This is a genomic window from Priestia sp. FSL W8-0524, assembly GCF_038005965.1.
GTDB lineage: Bacteria > Bacillota > Bacilli > Bacillales > Bacillaceae_H > Priestia > Priestia zanthoxyli.
Genome location: NZ_JBBOUG010000001.1, coordinates 4,842,986 through 4,859,447 on the forward strand (window position 1 = coordinate 4,842,986; position 16,462 = coordinate 4,859,447).

A 16,462-nucleotide genomic window follows, 5' to 3' on the forward strand; every position below is an offset into this window, starting at 1 on the left:
ATTCAATATGACTTTATACAGCTATTTTATCAAAAGATGAAATAGGAGGCTATGTCTGAAGCTAATCTTCATGAAATGCTCACTTTTACACATCATCAATTTGCCAATCGATGGATTGACGTTCGTGTTGGAGCAAAAACTCATTTGCTCGTTGAAAATGATTATTGCCAAAAAAGCCTCGATTAGCTGAAAATGGGCTAGGATGCGGGCTTTCCAAAATTAAATGGTGTGAATGATGAATGAGCTCTTTTTTAGCTTGTGCATGTTTGCCCCACAGCAAAAACACGACTGGCTCCTCTTTTTGTGCCACTAATTCAATAATGCGATCCGTCAGCTGTTCCCATCCTTTTCCTTTGTGAGAATTCGCTTCCCCTCTTCTAACCGTCAAAACAGTGTTGAGCAAAAGAACACCTTGTTCTGCCCATTTGACTAAATAACCGTTATTCGGAATGTGATAGTCCATTTCATTTTTCAGCTCTTTGTAAATATTCACTAAAGAAGGCGGTGTTTTGACTCCTGGTTGAACAGAGAAGCTCAGTCCATGCGCTTGATTTGGTCCATGATAAGGATCTTGTCCCAATATGACAACTTTTACATTTTTATAATCCGTATAGTGCAAAGCGTTAAAAATATCATATTTATCAGGGTAAATGGTGTGGTGATTATATTCACCCACTAAAAATTCTCGAAGCTGTATGTAATAGTCTTTTTGAAATTCTTCTTCTAATAAAGGAGCCCAGTCATTTTTTAAAATACTCATTGCTTATCACCTCATAATAATCTTTTTTGTTATTTTATCGTAAACTCTGCCGCCTGCTCAAACGTTGCCTGCTTTAAATACGCTGAGAGCCTGGGCATATTTTAATATTGTCATGTTCAATGAAACTTTGTATACACTTATAAAGAGTGTATTTTTATATTAAAGGAGGGATTCCATATGATCATCAGCAATCCCCACCAAATAGACGTAACCTACAGCCTGGGTGTTACACCCGTTGAACCAATGATACCAAGAAAATACACCGTTTTCCCAGGTCAACACACTTCTGTTCCTTCCATTCAAATCGGCATTGAATTTGCCTACGATCATATGCAAAAAGAGCGGAACGAATATTTAGCATCCTTCGTCTTCGATAAAGGTTTTTATTCCCTTACTGTGTATTATTACATCGGTGCGCATACATCAACAGATGAAACCATTACACGCTACCTTCACTTTTTAGAACAGCTCCCTGTTATTCTATCGTCTATCTATCACGCTGATGCTTCCTTTTTCGAAAAACATCCACTTTTAATGCACTGTCCTATTTTTATCATTGCCGATAGCCCTGAGCTGCCATTTTCAACAAAAAAATCTATCGGTTCCCTGTATCAATATAAATAAATGAGAAAAGCTACTGTTAAAATAACGGTAGCTTTTTCTCCGTATTCGAAACAAAATACTTTTAAACTTGTTAAAAACATGGAATAATAACTACAAATTGTTTTAATCTATTTGCGTTAACCCTTTAAAATCGTTACAATTTATTAGTAGTTCTATACATAAAGGAAAAGGTAAACAAGCAATCATTCGTTTGTTTATAAAGGCCGAGTTTAACGGGCAATGAATCCCCAGATTTCATTTAAGTGTTGTCTGTTAAAGCGGAAAAAAATTGAACGTAACTACGACAAAGTGAGGTCCTAGAAGTAATGACAAATGTACAACCAAAATCCATTATCGTAATTTTTGGCGCTACAGGTGATTTAGCAAAACGTAAGTTATTCCCCTCTATTTTCCGCTTATATAAAGCGAACAAACTATCGGAAGATTTCGCTGTTGTTGGTGTCGCAAGAAGACCTTGGACTAATGACGAATTACGCGAAAATGTAAAAAAATCAGTGAGCAGTTTCAAAAACAGTGACGCTGACATTGAAAAGTTTGCTTCACATTTTTATTACCAACCGTTTGACGTAACAGATGTCGCTTCTTATCAAGAATTAAAAAGCCTAACAGAAAGCCTTGATGAGCAATACAACGTGCCTGGAAATCGTATTTTCTATCTAGCAATGGCACCTGAATTTTTCGGAACGATTGCTTCGAATTTAAAAAATGAAGGTTTAACACAAACAGAAGGCTGGAGCCGCCTAGTCATTGAAAAGCCGTTTGGCCATGATTATCCTTCTGCTAAAGAATTAAATGAACAAATTCGCCATGCATTTAAGGAAGATCAAATTTATCGTATCGACCACTATCTCGGTAAAGAAATGGTGCAAAATATCGAAGTTATCCGTTTTGCAAATGCTCTATTTGAACCGATGTGGAACAACCAATACATTTCAAACATCCAAATTACGTCTAGTGAGACGCTTGGTGTAGAAGACCGTGGCCGTTACTATGAATCTTCAGGTGCCCTTCGAGATATGGTACAAAACCATATGCTTCAAATGGTGGCCCTACTTGCAATGGAACCGCCGATTAAATTAACACCGGAAGAAATTCGCAGTGAAAAAGTAAAAGTATTGCGTGCTCTTCGCTCTTTATCAGTGGATGAAGTAGATGATTATTTTGTACGAGGTCAATACGGCAAAGGTGTACTTGAAGGAGAAGAAGTTATCGGCTATCGCGAAGGAAACTCGGTTGATCCTGAGTCTAATACCGCTACATTTGTATCTGGTAAGCTTATGATTGATAACTTCAGATGGGCTGGCGTACCGATTTATATCCGTACAGGTAAACGCATGAAAGAAAAAGCAACGACAATTGTTGTACAGTTCAAAGACTTACCAATGAACCTGTACTTCAATAAAGATAAAGAAATTCATCCAAACTTGCTTGTCATTCATATCCAACCGGAAGAAGGCATTACGCTTCACTTGAACGCGCGTAAAACGCCAGGTGCCACATCATCCACACCGATTAACTTGAACTATTGCAATAACTGTGGAGATAAAATGAATACACCGGAAGCTTATGAACGCCTTATTTATGATTGCATGCTTGGAGATGCAACGAACTTTACTCACTGGGATGAAGTAGCCCTTTCTTGGAAATTTGTTGATACTATCTCAGAAGCATGGGAAAGCACAAAAGCACAAAACTTCCCGAACTACGAATCAGGTTCAATGGGACCAAAAGAATCAGACGCATTGCTTGCTGAAGACGGTTTCCACTGGTGGCCAGTCGGAGAAGACAACTTCTCACCTAAAGAGTAAATAAAAAAAGCAGCTGTAGTATACAGCTGCTTTTCTTGTTTTTTATTTTAACCACTCAGTATGGAATACGCCCTCTTTATCAACACGTTGATATGTGTGAGCTCCGAAGTAGTCACGTTGCGCTTGTAAAAGGTTCGCTGGTAGCGTTTCTGTACGGTAGCTGTCATAGTAAGCTAATGCACTTGAGAAACTTGGTACAGGAATACCTTGTTTAACCGCAATTGAAATAACTTCACGAAGAGCCGACTGATAGCCTTCTACGATATCCTTGAAGTATGGGTCTAACAATAAGTTTGTTAGATCTGCATCGCGATCGTAAGCTTCTTTAATTTTTTGTAAGAATTGTGCACGGATGATACAACCACCGCGGAAGATCATTGCAATATCACCGTACTGTAAATTCCAGTCATATTCTTCAGAAGCTGCTTTCATTTGAGCAAACCCTTGCGCATATGAACAAATTTTACTCATGTACAATGCTTTACGAATTGCTTCTACTAATTCGGTTTTATCGCCTTCAAATGCAGCTGCATTTGGACCGCTCAATACTTTGCTTGCTTTTACACGTTCTTCTTTCATAGCTGAAATAAAGCGTGCAAATACAGATTCTGTAATGATTGGTAGTGGTACACCTAAATCAAGCGCACTTTGGCTTGTCCATTTACCTGTACCTTTTTGACCTGCAGTATCTAAAATAACGTCTACAAGTGCTTTACCTGTTTCTTCATCTTTTTTCGTAAAGATATCAGCTGTGATTTCAATTAAGTAGCTATCTAGCTCGCCTTTATTCCATTCAGCAAATACTTCATGTAATTCATCTGTTTCTAAGCCTAATACGTTTTTCATGATGAAGTATGCTTCACAAATTAACTGCATATCGCCATACTCGATGCCGTTATGAACCATTTTTACGTAGTGACCTGCACCATTTGGTCCAATGTATGTGCAGCAATCATCGCCTTCAACTTTCGCTGAAATAGCTGTTAAGATTGGTTTTACAAGTTCATATGCTTCTTTTTGTCCGCCAGGCATGATTGAAGGTCCTTTTAATGCGCCTTCTTCTCCGCCGGATACGCCTGTACCGATGAAATGGATACCTAATTCTTCTAGCTCTTTGTTACGACGAATTGTATCCTGGAAGAATGTATTTCCGCCATCGATTAAAATGTCGCCTTTTTCTAAGTATGGTTTTAACGAATCAATTGTTGCATCTGTAGCAGCACCAGCTTTAACCATTAATAAAATTTTACGCGGTTTTTCAAGAGAATTAATAAACTCTTCCACACTGTATGTACCTGCAAAATTTTTACCTTCTGCTTCTGTTTTTAGGAACTCTTCTGTCTTTTCAGGAGAGCGGTTATAAACTGAAACAGAATAGCCTCTGCTCTCAATGTTTAGCGCCAAGTTTTTCCCCATAACCGCTAAACCGATAACACCGATTTGTTGTTTTGCCATGTTAAATTCTTCCCTTCATGTGTAATATGAATTGGTCAACCTAATCGTAACTGAACATATCATAAAGAAAGTTACAGATTCAAGTTTGATATAACCATAATCATACGTTTTATTATACACATTTGAAAAGAATCATGCTCACCGAACATTGATTATTTTGAAGAAAATTTCGATAAAATAAGTGAAATGAACGCAGTTACTAATCATCCGTACATTCTTAACTACCTTTAGACGCATTTTAACATTTTCTTAAACAATTACTTTTGTTAAAATATTAAGCAGTTAATCATTTCAATGAATTGATGATCAACACGGTTGTTACCGTTTTACTATATTTACTGCAGCTAAAAAAGCTGCACTAGTACTTATTTTGTTTTATGAAGAGGGATTTTATATATGACAAAACCAATCAAAGATCCGTTCAAAGAAAATTTTGATACGCTTGAAGAATTTGCTGATCGCATTAGCGAGGTATTGAACTGCCCTATTACGATTGAAGATGCTAATCATCGCTTACTAGCTTACAGCACCCATGATGAAAGAACGGACCAAGCGCGTATTGCTACGATTATTGGAAGAAGAGTTCCGGAAAAAGTCATTAACAACTTATGGAAAGAAGGCATTATTCCGAAACTGCTTGAGACAAATGAACCTGTGCGTGTGAAAAATATAAATGAAATCGGGCTTGGAGATCGTATAGCCATTTCTATCTGGAAAAATGAAGAAGTTCTAGGATTCATTTGGGCTGTGGAAATTGAGAAAGCCTTAGGCGATGAAGAAGTGGAGCTATTAAAAAAAGCTGCGAATGTATTAAAAAACAAATTGCTGCAGCTTCAAATTCGAAAATACAAACGAGAGGAGCGCTCACAGGAATTTTTCTGGAAATTATTAACTGGCCACATTAAGTCTCGCCAAGAAATTTCAGAAGCGTTTTATGAAGCTCAAATTACGGCTCCATCAGCGTTTTCCATTGCTATCTTCCGCTTCCAAGAAGATATTACGCCTGAAGCTGAACGCCAAATTTCGTATATGTTGAAAACAATGCACCGCTTAAAAATCGTTCTTTATACGATTGATTGCAATGATTTAATCTTACTGCTTTCTTTGGATGCGGTTGAAAATCCTCTTGATGAACAGCGAGATTTTGTAGACTATTTTAGAGGAAACATGCATGAACGCTTTGATGTTACTCAAATTAAAGCCAGCTGCAGCAGTATTTATTCATCGCACGATCATATCGAAAAAAGCTATAAAGAAGCTTTGAACGTATTAGATATGAAAAGTAAGTTTCCAGAAGAAACAAAAGAGATTATTAACTATCAAGAATTAGGTATTTATCAATTTCTAGATGTTATTTTAGACAAGCGCGTTCAAGATCAATTTGAAAACCATTCTTTAAAGAAGCTAACTGATTATGACCTTCGTCATAACAGTAACTTGGTGGAGACTCTTGAAGTATTTTTAAATAATGATAACAATATTAATGAAGCAGCCAAAGAATTAAATGTGCATATGAATACACTTAGCTATCGATTAAAGCGAATTTCAGAGATTGGTGATATCAACTTAAAGGATGTTAATCAAAAAATGACTCTTTATATTGATATTAAGTTAATGAAATATAAAAAATAACAGATAATGTTATATTTTTTAACAGAAAGCTATTTATTTATTTTCCGATAAATAAATAGCTCTTTTTTTATGTTTTCTTCCCTTAACAATGTTAGATAACCTGACATAAAAATTAAAAATTCTGATAAGTAAGCGGTTACATTTGTGTGTTTAAACAAAAACCGCTTCTTCAATTCTTCTTTCTAGACAAAGAAATTTCACAAAACTTTCTTTATACTAAAGATACACAAACGACCAAGGGGGAAATTAATCATGATTATTGGCGTACCAAAAGAAATCAAAAACAACGAAAACCGAGTAGCGATTACACCAGCAGGCGTAGCATCATTTGTTGGTACAGGTCATCGTGTATTAATTGAAAATGAAGCGGGTATTGGAAGTAACTTCACAAACGAAGATTATGTAAAAGCCGGAGCTGAAATTGTTGAGACAGCAGCTGACGTGTGGGCACAAGCTGAAATGGTCATGAAAGTAAAAGAACCATTAGCAAGTGAATACGGCTATTTTAGACCAGGTCTTATCTTATTCACTTACCTTCACTTAGCAGCTGAACCAGCACTGGCAAAAGCATTAAAAGATAGCGGTGTAACGGCTATTGCTTATGAAACAGTGGCAGTCAATCGTACATTGCCTCTATTAACACCTATGAGCGAAGTAGCAGGACGTATGGCTGCTCAAATTGGTGCACAATTCCTTCAAAAATCAAACGGCGGAAAAGGAATTTTATTAGCGGGTGTTCCTGGAGTTAGCCGCGGAAAAGTAACGATTATTGGAGGCGGCGGTGTTGGTACAAATGCTGCAAAAATCGCAATCGGCCTCGGTGCTGATGTAACAATTATTGATTTAAGTCCTGAACGCCTACGTCAATTAGACGATATCTTTGGCAACCAAATCAATACGCTAGTGTCAAATCCCTATAACATTGCGGATGCAGTAGCAGAGTCAGATTTAGTGATTGGTGCAGTATTAATCCCAGGTGCAAAAGCTCCAAAACTCGTAACAGAAGAAATGGTGAAAACCATGAAGCCAGGTTCTGTTATTGTTGACGTAGCAATCGACCAAGGTGGTATCGTTGAAACAATTGACCACATTACAACACACGATCAGCCTACTTATGAAAAGCACGGTGTTGTACACTATGCAGTTGCGAACATGCCAGGAGCAGTTCCACGCACATCAACGATTGCTTTAACAAATGTAACGGTACCTTACGCACTTCAAATTGCTTCTAAAGGTGTTCACAAAGCAATCGCTCAAAACGAAGCGTTAAAATTAGGAGTGAACGTTGCAAACGGAGCTATTACGTACGAAGCAGTTGCACATGATTTAGGTTATGATTATGTATCAGTAGACGTAGCTCTTGAAAAAGAATTAGCTTCTATTTAATAGATAGTAAAAAACGTCCTTAACCCTCTGTTAAGGGCGTTTTTATTTTGAATAAACAGCAATTAGCTGTAAAAAACACGACTATTTAAAGCTTTGTGTATCTGTTCACCGGTAATCTCCGGTACCATTGGCCAGAATTCAGGAGTAGGAAACATAAGGTTGCTAGGCGTTCTATTATGATTACCATCTAATTCATGAAATGGTTCAGGATCATCTGTCTCGTTAAACCGATTCGTAATAAACATAAAGTGACCTAATTCATGTGCAAGAAGATACTCATCTGTACTTGCATTTGTCATAATCACAAGTGGAAAAGAGTTATAAGTTACAGCAAGAGTCGATGAATAGTCAAAATTAACAGGCCCAAATCTATTTCCATTCATATAAAATACGTATACATCAGCGTCTTGACAAACTTTTCGGCCAGTTTCAAGCATTGCTTGTACCATTGTAAGATGACTAGCTCCTCTAATTGGAAAATTTTCCGCATTACTTACAATGCCACTGATGTTTTCCAAAAAAACAAATGAACGTGTAATAGTAAATGTAACCCCCTGGATTAATTGGTTTTTCTCATATTGTTTCCATATCCTATTAGCAGCCGCTATGTCTCTTTTTACACGGTTGGGAACTGTAGACGGATTATCTTTAGAGTTTCGATCAACTTTAGCTCCTGGTAATACGATTATACAAACATTTAAAGTACCTGTCTTAACAGTTTTGAAGTTATCGCTCATTAAATTCGATTTCATATAACAGTCTTTGTGATTTCTCTTTTGAAGTTGTGATTGATTAGAAGAATCCGGGGCATCTTTATAACTGTCATGATTATAATGTTTTTTTATGTGAATCACCCTTTCTTAAGTTTCTATTCATTTTATTCATTAAGAAAAAGAGTGCTTGTACAATAAGGTAAAAAGCCTTTTAATAAGAGGTTTTTTAGCATGCGATTACTTGTGAAGGTGGTTACTCTTAAGTTTATGTAAAGTAAATGTTCAAACCACCTTATATCTCATTCGCTAACGTTCATTTAACTCATGCTTCACAGTCAGTCATGATAATTCTAAATTACACGTAGGATTCATACAGTTTTTAGAAATTGAATATCTACATTAAAAGCGATAAAATAGAAGAAAAAGTGAATGGAAGAAATTTATCTAAAACACATTGGGCAACTAAAAGCCGCCCGGTAGAAATTTTACTCTATTTTCTCTATGAACTTAAAATACGGGAGGATTTTTTATGACAATGAATAAAGCATTAACCATTGCTGGTTCTGATAGCAGCGGCGGAGCTGGCATTCAAGCGGATTTAAAAACATTCCAAGAACTTGGTGTTTACGGAATGACAGCTTTAACAACAATTGTAACAATGGATCCCGATAACAGCTGGTCTCATAACGTATTTCCACAACAACCTTCCACTGTTGAACAGCAGCTGAAAACAATTGTAAAAGGCGTAGGCGTACAAGCTCTAAAAACGGGTATGCTTGGCTCAGTGGAAATTATTGAACTAGCGGCAAAAACAATTGAAGAATACGATTTAAAAAATGTTGTAGTAGATCCTGTGATGGTATGTAAAGGAGAAGACGAAGCGCTTCATCCGGAAACAACTGTCAGCTTGCGTGATGTACTAGTTCCAAAAGCAACAGTCGTAACGCCTAACTTATTTGAAGCTAGTCAATTAAGCGGACTTGGCCCTATCAAAACGGTTGATCAAATGAAAGAAGCAGCCGTGAAAATTTCTGAACTTGGTGCCAAATATGTATTGATTAAAGGTGGAAGTAAATTAGCACACGAAAAAGCAATCGATTTGCTTTATGATGGAAAGACATTTGAGATCTTAGAGTCTGAACGTATTGAAACGACATTTACACATGGTGCTGGATGCACATACTCAGCTGCGATTGCTGCTGAATTGGCAAAAGGCAGTGACGTCAAACAAGCTATTTATACAGCAAAAGAGTTTATTACAGAAGCAATTCGCCATTCATTTGCTTTAAATCAATATGTCGGACCAACAAATCACGGTGCATACCGTCGTAACAAAGAAAAAGTAACAAACTAAAAGCATGCCTAAAGGCATGCTTTTCTATTTTGCTTATTGTTTGACTGTTTCAAGCGCATTTAAGATAGCTTGAGCTACGCCGTGCTCGTCATTTGTTCCTGTTACGATATGGGCAAACTCTTTAATTTCTTGAGGGGCATTTCCCATCGCTACGGCACGTCCAACTCGCTGAAACATCGATACGTCGTTATAATTGTCTCCAATAGCCATCGTTTCTTCTAAAGAAATATGGCGTTCTTGAACAAATGATGTAACCGCAATTCCTTTTTGAGCATTTTCATCATTTATTTCAATATTTTCTTTACCAGATGCACTGACTGCAATAGAATCTAACTTCACAAGTTCTACTTTTGCCTGCTCTAACTTTTCTTCATCAAAAGAGAAAGCAAGCAGCTTATAAATGTCTTTGTTTGGATCTTGAAACAGCGCTTCATACTCTTCAATAAGCTTTACTCTGCCGCTATTGAAACGCTCTTTTGCCGCTTCTAACGATTTTTCATAATTATCTTTTAAGCTAGCACTTAAATAAATATCCATTAATACGGACAAAGCTTTTTCATAGTCATTTGAATACGTACCTTCACTTGTATAGACTTCAAAGTACAGCTGAAACTTCTTAAAAATATCTTCTACTTCACGAATAGCTTCCATCGTCATGCCTACTGAATATTGTTTTTCCCCTTGTGGATTGCGAAGCTCTGCTCCGTTTGCACAAATTAAATATGTATGAAGTCCTGCTTCTTCTAAAACATAACGCGCTTCTTCATAAGAACGTCCCGTAGCAACAACAACTTCCACCCCTGCCTTTTGAGCTGTCTTAATCGCTTGGGCATTTTCTTTACTTATAACTTGTTCACTATTTACTAGCGTTCCATCCATATCGATCGCAATACATTTAATCATGATGTACCCCTTCCTATGTATCTTTGCTCTCTTATTTTATTCTAGCATATGTTTTTTAGCGCTTTGCTACTTGCATGTAAAAGATTTACTAATTTTTTGTATACGCGCTGTTATAATCTGTTCCTTTTCTTGCTTTTTCGAAAACCTCTTTGATCGTCTTTACATGCAAATCAGCTGTTGAATATACGCGAAAATTCACATCCTCTTCCCTCAGATGCTTACCAACGCCGATTGAAACCATATCTGTTTGATTAATAGCTTTTATACCTGCCTCTCCATCTTCTATTGCCACACATGCATCGGGTTTTACTTTTAATTGATCGGCAGCTGTCAAAAATATTTCTGGATCTGGTTTTCCCTTCTTGATTTTCCTCACATCCACAATACAATCAAAAAAAGAGCGTATTCCTAGCGCATCTATTACAGTATTTGCATTCGAACTAGAAGAAGCAATTCCCATTTTAATGCCTTGTTTTTTACAATCTTCTAACAACATTTTAATGCCTGGAAGTAAATGATCTTCTGTCATTTCTCTTATTAAAGCCTGATAATGCTTATTCTTTTCATAAGCAAGCTCTTCTTTTTGTTCCACTGTCAGGTGTACATTGCCTTGCGCAGCAATGAGCTCTACAGTTCTCATCCGGCTGATTCCCTGCAGCCGTTGATTTAGTTCTTCAGAAAACGAAACGTTAAGTTGATCTGCTACTTTTTTATTTGCTCTATAATATAAATGTATTGTATCTGCAATAACACCGTCTAAATCAAAAATAATCGCTTGTAGCTCTTCTTTTTTCATATTATCCTCCTCTGTACCTATCTTTATGCCATTACTTAAATGCTTTTATTACATCCCACCATGTTAAAATACCGTTGATATTGTTCACTTTATCATAAAAATTTTTTCATCATTTATAATTTATGAATAAATTTTTCAAAAAAAGAGAAATTACAGTATTGCATTATGAAAGCCCTTTTATTACAATAGGTTTATGCAAACGGTTGCACTTTCTTAAAAATATAGTTTATCAAAAAATAAAATGAAAACCCATACATAGGGGAAGGGGAAAAACTATGAAGAAGTTCTTTTCATTTGATTTTTGGCAGAAGTTTGGTAAGGCTTTATTAGTAGTAGTAGCGGTTATGCCCGCAGCTGGTATTATGATTTCACTTGGAAAACTAGTTGCAATGACTGGGGGAGACATCACTGCTGTACAAACAATTGCACGAGTGATGGAAGATATAGGATGGGGTATCATTACAAATCTTCACATCTTGTTCGCTGTTGCCATCGGGGGATCTTGGGCAAAGGAACGTGCTGGCGGTGCATTTGCTGCACTCATTGCATTCATTCTTATTAATCGAATTACAGGAGCCATTTTTGGAGTTAAAGCAGAAATGCTCTCAGATTCAAAAGCAACGGTTCAATCACTGTTTGGACAAGAATTAGTTGTAAAAGACTACTTCACATCTATTTTAGGATCTCCCGCTCTTAACATGGGAGTATTCGTAGGAATTATCGCTGGTTTCTTAGGCGCAAATTTATTCAACAAATATTACAATTATGATAAATTGCCTGAAGCCCTTTCGTTTTTTAACGGCAAGCGCTTCGTACCGTTTGTAGTCATCGGTGGTTCAGTTGTAACGGCACTGCTTTTATCCATTGTGTGGCCGTTCATCCAAGGTTCGCTAAACAGCTTCGGACAGTGGATTGCAACATCTAGAGATACAGCTCCTATTCTGGCACCATTTATTTTCGGAGCATTAGAGCGTCTCCTTCTTCCGTTTGGTCTTCATCATATGCTGACAGTTCCTATGAACTATACGGAGCTAGGCGGTACGTACAAAATTTTAACGGGTTCTGGAGCAGGTTCCACTGTTGCCGGTCAAGATCCTTTGTGGCTTGCTTGGATTGCAGACTTAAATAACTTCCGTGCTGCAGGAGATATGGACAGCTACAAGCAGCTCTTACATGACGTTACACCTGCACGATTTAAAGTAGGACAGATGATTTTATCTTGTGCGTCATTAATTGGAATTGCTTTAGCAATGTATCGCAACGTAGATCCTGACAAACGTTCGAAATATCGTTCAATGTTCTTTTCAGCTGGACTAGCTGTTTTCTTAACAGGCGTAACAGAGCCGATTGAATTTATGTTCATGTTCGCGGCGCCTCTTCTATACGTCGTATACGCCATTATGACAGGACTGGCTTTTGCCATTGTTGATATTGTTCATGTTCGCGTACACTCATTTGGCGTAATTGAACTATTAACACGTACACCAATGATTATCAAAGCCGGACTATGGGCTGACTTAATGAACTTTGTCATCGCCTGCCTTGTATTTTTTGGCTTAAATTTTGGAGTGGCAAACTTCTTAATTAAACGTTTTAACTTCCCAACACCGGGACGTAACGGAAACTATATCGATGAAGAAACAACTGCAACAAGCAGCAAGCAGGTGAAAAATGATTCGCTTGCCCCAGTCATTATTGGACTGCTTGGCGGAGAAAACAATATTGAAGACGTGGATGCTTGTATGACTCGCTTACGTGTAACGGTAAAAGATATACATGCCGTTGCAGGAGAAAGTGAATGGAAACAAAACGGAGCCCTTGGTTTAATCTTGAAAGATAAAGGGGTACAAGCTATTTATGGACCTAAAGCGGATGTTTTGAAATCCGACATTCAAGATTTGTTAGGAGCTTAACATAATGAAGCTATTAACGTTAAATTGCCACTCTTGGCAAGAGGAAAATCAGCTAGACAAGTTATCTTGTCTAGCTGAAGTAATTAAAAAAGAAAAATATGATGTCATTGCTTTACAGGAAGTAAGCCAAAAAATAGACGCGCCTTATGTATATGACTACATTCGCAGCGATAATTACGCTTGGCTTTTAGCAAAAGAACTGGGTAAGCAAGGTGAAGACTATCAATTGGTATGGGATTTATCTCATATAGGCTATGAAGTGTATGAAGAAGGAATTGCCATTTTAACGAAACACCCGATTATTGAAGAGCATTCATTTTTTGTTTCACAAACGTCAAATATTGACTATTGGAAAACGAGAAGAATTGTTGGAGCAACAATCGAATATGAAAAAGAACTCCTTACTTTTTATTCTTGTCATCTTGGCTGGTGGGATGACGAGGAAGAGCCATTCAAGCAGCAAGTTGATACGCTGCTAGCTCATGTACACAAAGATAACCCATTTTTCTTACTTGGAGACTTTAATAATGACGCTCATAGACGACATGAAGGTTACGACTACCTGTTGAGCCAAGGCCTCTATGATACATATACTCTATCGAACAAAAAAGATAGCGGTATTACAGTTCAAGGGAACATTGCTGGATGGGATGATAATGAACGGGCGCTGCGCCTTGATCTCATTCTATCGAGTCATGCGCAGGATATTCAATCATCGACTGTAGTTTTTAACGGCATACATTATCCCGTTGTTTCTGACCATTTTGGGGTAAGCGTTGAAGTGAAATAAGTGACATAAAGCGAACGAATAGCGTTCGCTTTTTTCTTGTGATTATGATTATGTAAAAATCATCTTCTTTACTGCTTTATCTATCGTTTTATAAGTGTCCGATAAACTTTCGCATTTTAAAAAGTAGGTGTGCTATAATATTGTGATGTTGACGATATGCAACCCATTTTTGCATGTTTATCAATGAAATCGCTCAACTTAATAGTAAGATGATACATGTAAGCTCTATTTAAATGAACACCCGTTGTCATTATCATAAACTAATAAAGAAAAATAGGTGTGAAACAATCATGAAAATTTTGTTGATTTCAAATATGTATCCTTCTGAACAATTCCCGAGCTATGGTGTATTTGTTCAAAACACTGAAAAAATTTTAGTTCAACATGGTATTCAAGTTGATAAAATTGTCATGCAAAAAAAGACAAGCAAATTAAGCAAGCTTTTTAGCTATGCTTCTCATTATGCTAATGTCATTGTGACGGGCTTAACAAAAAATTACGACTATCTTTACGTACATTATGCATCTCATAATGCTCTTCCGCTGCTGATTCTCAAAAAGCTAAAGAAGAATGTGAAGATTGTGACAAACGTGCATGGTTCAGATGTTGTACCTGAAGTAGCTTCACAGGAAAAATATCAGCCTAGAGTAAATGACTTATTGCACCATTCCACTAAAATTATTACTCCTTCTCCCTACTATAAAGGGCTCGTTGAAGAGAAATATAAGGTTCATAATCCAATCTATATTTTTCCAAGCGGAGGAGTGAATAAAGATCTGTTTCATCCTTATGCAGATAAAAGCAAAGCTTATCAAGAACTAAACTTGGACCCTACTATCCGTTATATTGGATGTGTAAGCCGCATTGATGTGGGTAAAGGATGGGAATACTACCTTCAAGCCATTGCAAAAGCTGAACAACAAACGCCCACTTCTTACAAATACTTATACGTTGGAAGCGGAAAAGACGAAGCTGCATTTAAGGAAATGATCAAGACTCTGGGCCTAGAGGGAAAAGTCATCCATTTTCCTCTGCTTCCTCAGTCGTCTCTTGCTTACGTATATAATGCGATTGAAGCATTCGTGTTTCCGACCGTAAGAAAAGGAGAAAGTTTGGGCTTAGTCGGCCTCGAAGCTATGGCTTGCGGAGCACCCGTGATTGGGAGTCAGATTGGTGGTCTAAAAGATTACATTATAGACGGAAAGAATGGTCTATTCTTTGAGCCTAAAAATGTAGATGAACTAGCTTCACAGCTACAGGCTTTTATTAATCTTCCTGAAGATGTGAAACAGCAAATGTCTCAACAGGCGTTACAAACAGCAAACCGCTACACAGTAGATGTAATTGCTGAACAACTCCCAACAATTTTTTTTGATGAGGTGGAAAAATGAAAGTCGCAGTTTTAATTCCTTGTTATAACGAGGAAGTAACAATTGGAAAAGTAATTGACGATTTCAAACGCGAACTGCCTAGTGCAGATATTTATGTATACGACAACAATTCAAAAGATCGTACAAGTGAAATTGCACTTGAACACGGCGCAATCGTCAAAAAAGAATTTAAGCAAGGAAAAGGAAACGTTGTACGTTCAATGTTTCAAGAAATTGATGCAGATTGTTATGTCATGGTAGATGGGGATGATACGTATCCTGCAGAATTTGTTCATCAATTAATTGACCCTATTAGAAATCGAGAAGCTAACATGGTCATTGGAGATCGTTTATCAAACGGAACGTATCTCGAAGAAAACAAACGTGCTTTCCATAATTTTGGTAACAACTTAGTACGTTCTTTAATTAACGGCCTGTACAAAAGTAACATTAAAGATATCATGACAGGTTATCGTGCGTACGATAAATTATTTGTAAAATCAATTCCTGTGATGAGCCCAGGATTTGAGATTGAAACAGAAATGAGTCTTCACGCGTTAGATAAACGATTCCGCCTAAAAGAAATCGCGATCGATTATCGCGATCGACCTGAAGGCAGCGAATCGAAACTTAATACGTTCTCTGATGGATTTAAAGTGTTACGAATGATTTTTACGTTATTTAAAGAGTACAAGCCGCTTCAGTTCTTCTCCATTTGGACAGTGTTGTTTATTGTCGCAGGATTAGCTGTTGGTGCTCCGGTACTTTATGAATTTTTTGATACAGGCTTTATTACCAAAGTACCTTCATCTATCTTAGCAACTGGATTGATGGTGTTAGGTGTTTTATCTTTCGTCTGTGGATTAATTCTAGATACAATCGCTTCATTAAATCGCAAGCAATATGAATTAGAACTAAATAAAAAAATTGAACAGATTGAACAAGTAGGAGAATAACA

At 37.1% G+C, this 16,462-nt stretch carries 14 protein-coding genes; 9 read left to right on the forward strand and 5 right to left on the reverse strand.

Features of this window, described 5'->3' with window-relative positions:
- Positions 1-85: 85 nt before the first annotated feature.
- Positions 86-760, reverse strand: coding sequence for a uracil-DNA glycosylase (locus NST66_RS25340; protein WP_034264469.1), 675 nt, complete (start codon positions 758-760; stop codon positions 86-88).
- A gap of 177 nt (positions 761-937) precedes the next feature.
- On the opposite strand from NST66_RS25340, the gene NST66_RS25345 reads away from it, so the two are divergent.
- Positions 938-1,384 carry a staygreen family protein gene (locus NST66_RS25345; RefSeq protein WP_013085507.1) on the forward strand — a complete coding sequence of 149 codons (447 nt, stop codon included), beginning with the start codon at positions 938-940 and terminating at the stop codon, positions 1,382-1,384.
- 305 nt (positions 1,385-1,689) lie between these two features.
- Positions 1,690-3,192, forward strand: a complete 1,503-nt coding sequence (zwf, locus tag NST66_RS25350) for a glucose-6-phosphate dehydrogenase (RefSeq protein WP_013085508.1) — start codon at positions 1,690-1,692, stop codon at positions 3,190-3,192.
- Between the two features lie 42 nt (positions 3,193-3,234).
- On the opposite strand, the gene gndA is transcribed toward zwf, so the two are convergent.
- Entirely contained in the window at positions 3,235-4,647 is a 1,413-nt protein-coding gene (gndA, locus tag NST66_RS25355; protein WP_013059861.1) for an NADP-dependent phosphogluconate dehydrogenase, read from the reverse strand.
- Positions 4,648-5,043: 396 nt separating this feature from the next.
- Between gndA and NST66_RS25360 the strand changes: the two genes are divergently transcribed.
- Together NST66_RS25360 and ald are read left to right on the forward strand one after the other, a co-directional pair.
- Positions 5,044-6,279: a PucR family transcriptional regulator gene (locus tag NST66_RS25360; RefSeq protein WP_028411954.1), complete on the forward strand. Its 1,236-nt coding sequence runs from the start codon at positions 5,044-5,046 to the stop codon at positions 6,277-6,279.
- A gap of 252 nt (positions 6,280-6,531) precedes the next feature.
- The gene (gene ald / locus NST66_RS25365) at positions 6,532-7,665 is read left to right on the forward strand and encodes an alanine dehydrogenase (RefSeq protein WP_013059863.1); all 1,134 of its coding nucleotides are present in this window, start codon (positions 6,532-6,534) and stop codon (positions 7,663-7,665) included.
- Between the two features lie 62 nt (positions 7,666-7,727).
- On the opposite strand, the gene NST66_RS25370 is transcribed toward ald, so the two are convergent.
- Complete coding sequence (locus NST66_RS25370; protein WP_243495283.1) at positions 7,728-8,417, reverse strand: hypothetical protein; 690 nt, start codon at positions 8,415-8,417, stop codon at positions 7,728-7,730.
- A gap of 490 nt (positions 8,418-8,907) precedes the next feature.
- Here NST66_RS25370 and pdxK point away from each other — a divergent pair, with 490 nt between their 5' ends.
- The gene (pdxK, locus tag NST66_RS25375) at positions 8,908-9,732 is read left to right on the forward strand and encodes a pyridoxine/pyridoxal/pyridoxamine kinase (RefSeq protein ID WP_033580382.1); all 825 of its coding nucleotides are present in this window, start codon (positions 8,908-8,910) and stop codon (positions 9,730-9,732) included.
- A 33-nt stretch (positions 9,733-9,765) separates the two neighbouring features.
- On the opposite strand, the gene NST66_RS25380 is transcribed toward pdxK, so the two are convergent.
- On the reverse strand, positions 9,766-10,635 hold the full coding sequence (locus NST66_RS25380) for a Cof-type HAD-IIB family hydrolase (protein WP_340843731.1): 870 nt from the start codon (positions 10,633-10,635) through the stop codon (positions 9,766-9,768).
- Positions 10,636-10,723: 88 nt separating this feature from the next.
- Complete coding sequence (pgmB, locus tag NST66_RS25385) at positions 10,724-11,431, reverse strand: beta-phosphoglucomutase (protein WP_048021690.1); 708 nt, start codon at positions 11,429-11,431, stop codon at positions 10,724-10,726.
- A gap of 275 nt (positions 11,432-11,706) precedes the next feature.
- Here pgmB and NST66_RS25390 point away from each other — a divergent pair, with 275 nt between their 5' ends.
- The 4 genes from NST66_RS25390 (at position 11,707) to NST66_RS25405 (ending at position 16,460) form a co-directional block, all read left to right on the forward strand.
- Positions 11,707-13,344, forward strand: a complete 1,638-nt coding sequence (locus NST66_RS25390) for a PTS transporter subunit IIBC (protein ID WP_025752447.1) — start codon at positions 11,707-11,709, stop codon at positions 13,342-13,344.
- Between the two features lie 4 nt (positions 13,345-13,348).
- Positions 13,349-14,134, forward strand: coding sequence for an endonuclease/exonuclease/phosphatase family protein (locus NST66_RS25395; RefSeq protein ID WP_028411950.1), 786 nt, complete (start codon positions 13,349-13,351; stop codon positions 14,132-14,134).
- Between the two features lie 290 nt (positions 14,135-14,424).
- Positions 14,425-15,525, forward strand: coding sequence for a glycosyltransferase family 4 protein (locus tag NST66_RS25400; RefSeq protein WP_028411949.1), 1,101 nt, complete (start codon positions 14,425-14,427; stop codon positions 15,523-15,525).
- Entirely contained in the window at positions 15,522-16,460 is a 939-nt protein-coding gene (locus NST66_RS25405) for a glycosyltransferase family 2 protein (RefSeq protein WP_028411948.1), read from the forward strand. The genes NST66_RS25400 and NST66_RS25405 overlap by 4 nt, the downstream gene beginning before the upstream one ends.
- The last annotated feature ends 2 nt before the right edge of the window (positions 16,461-16,462 follow it).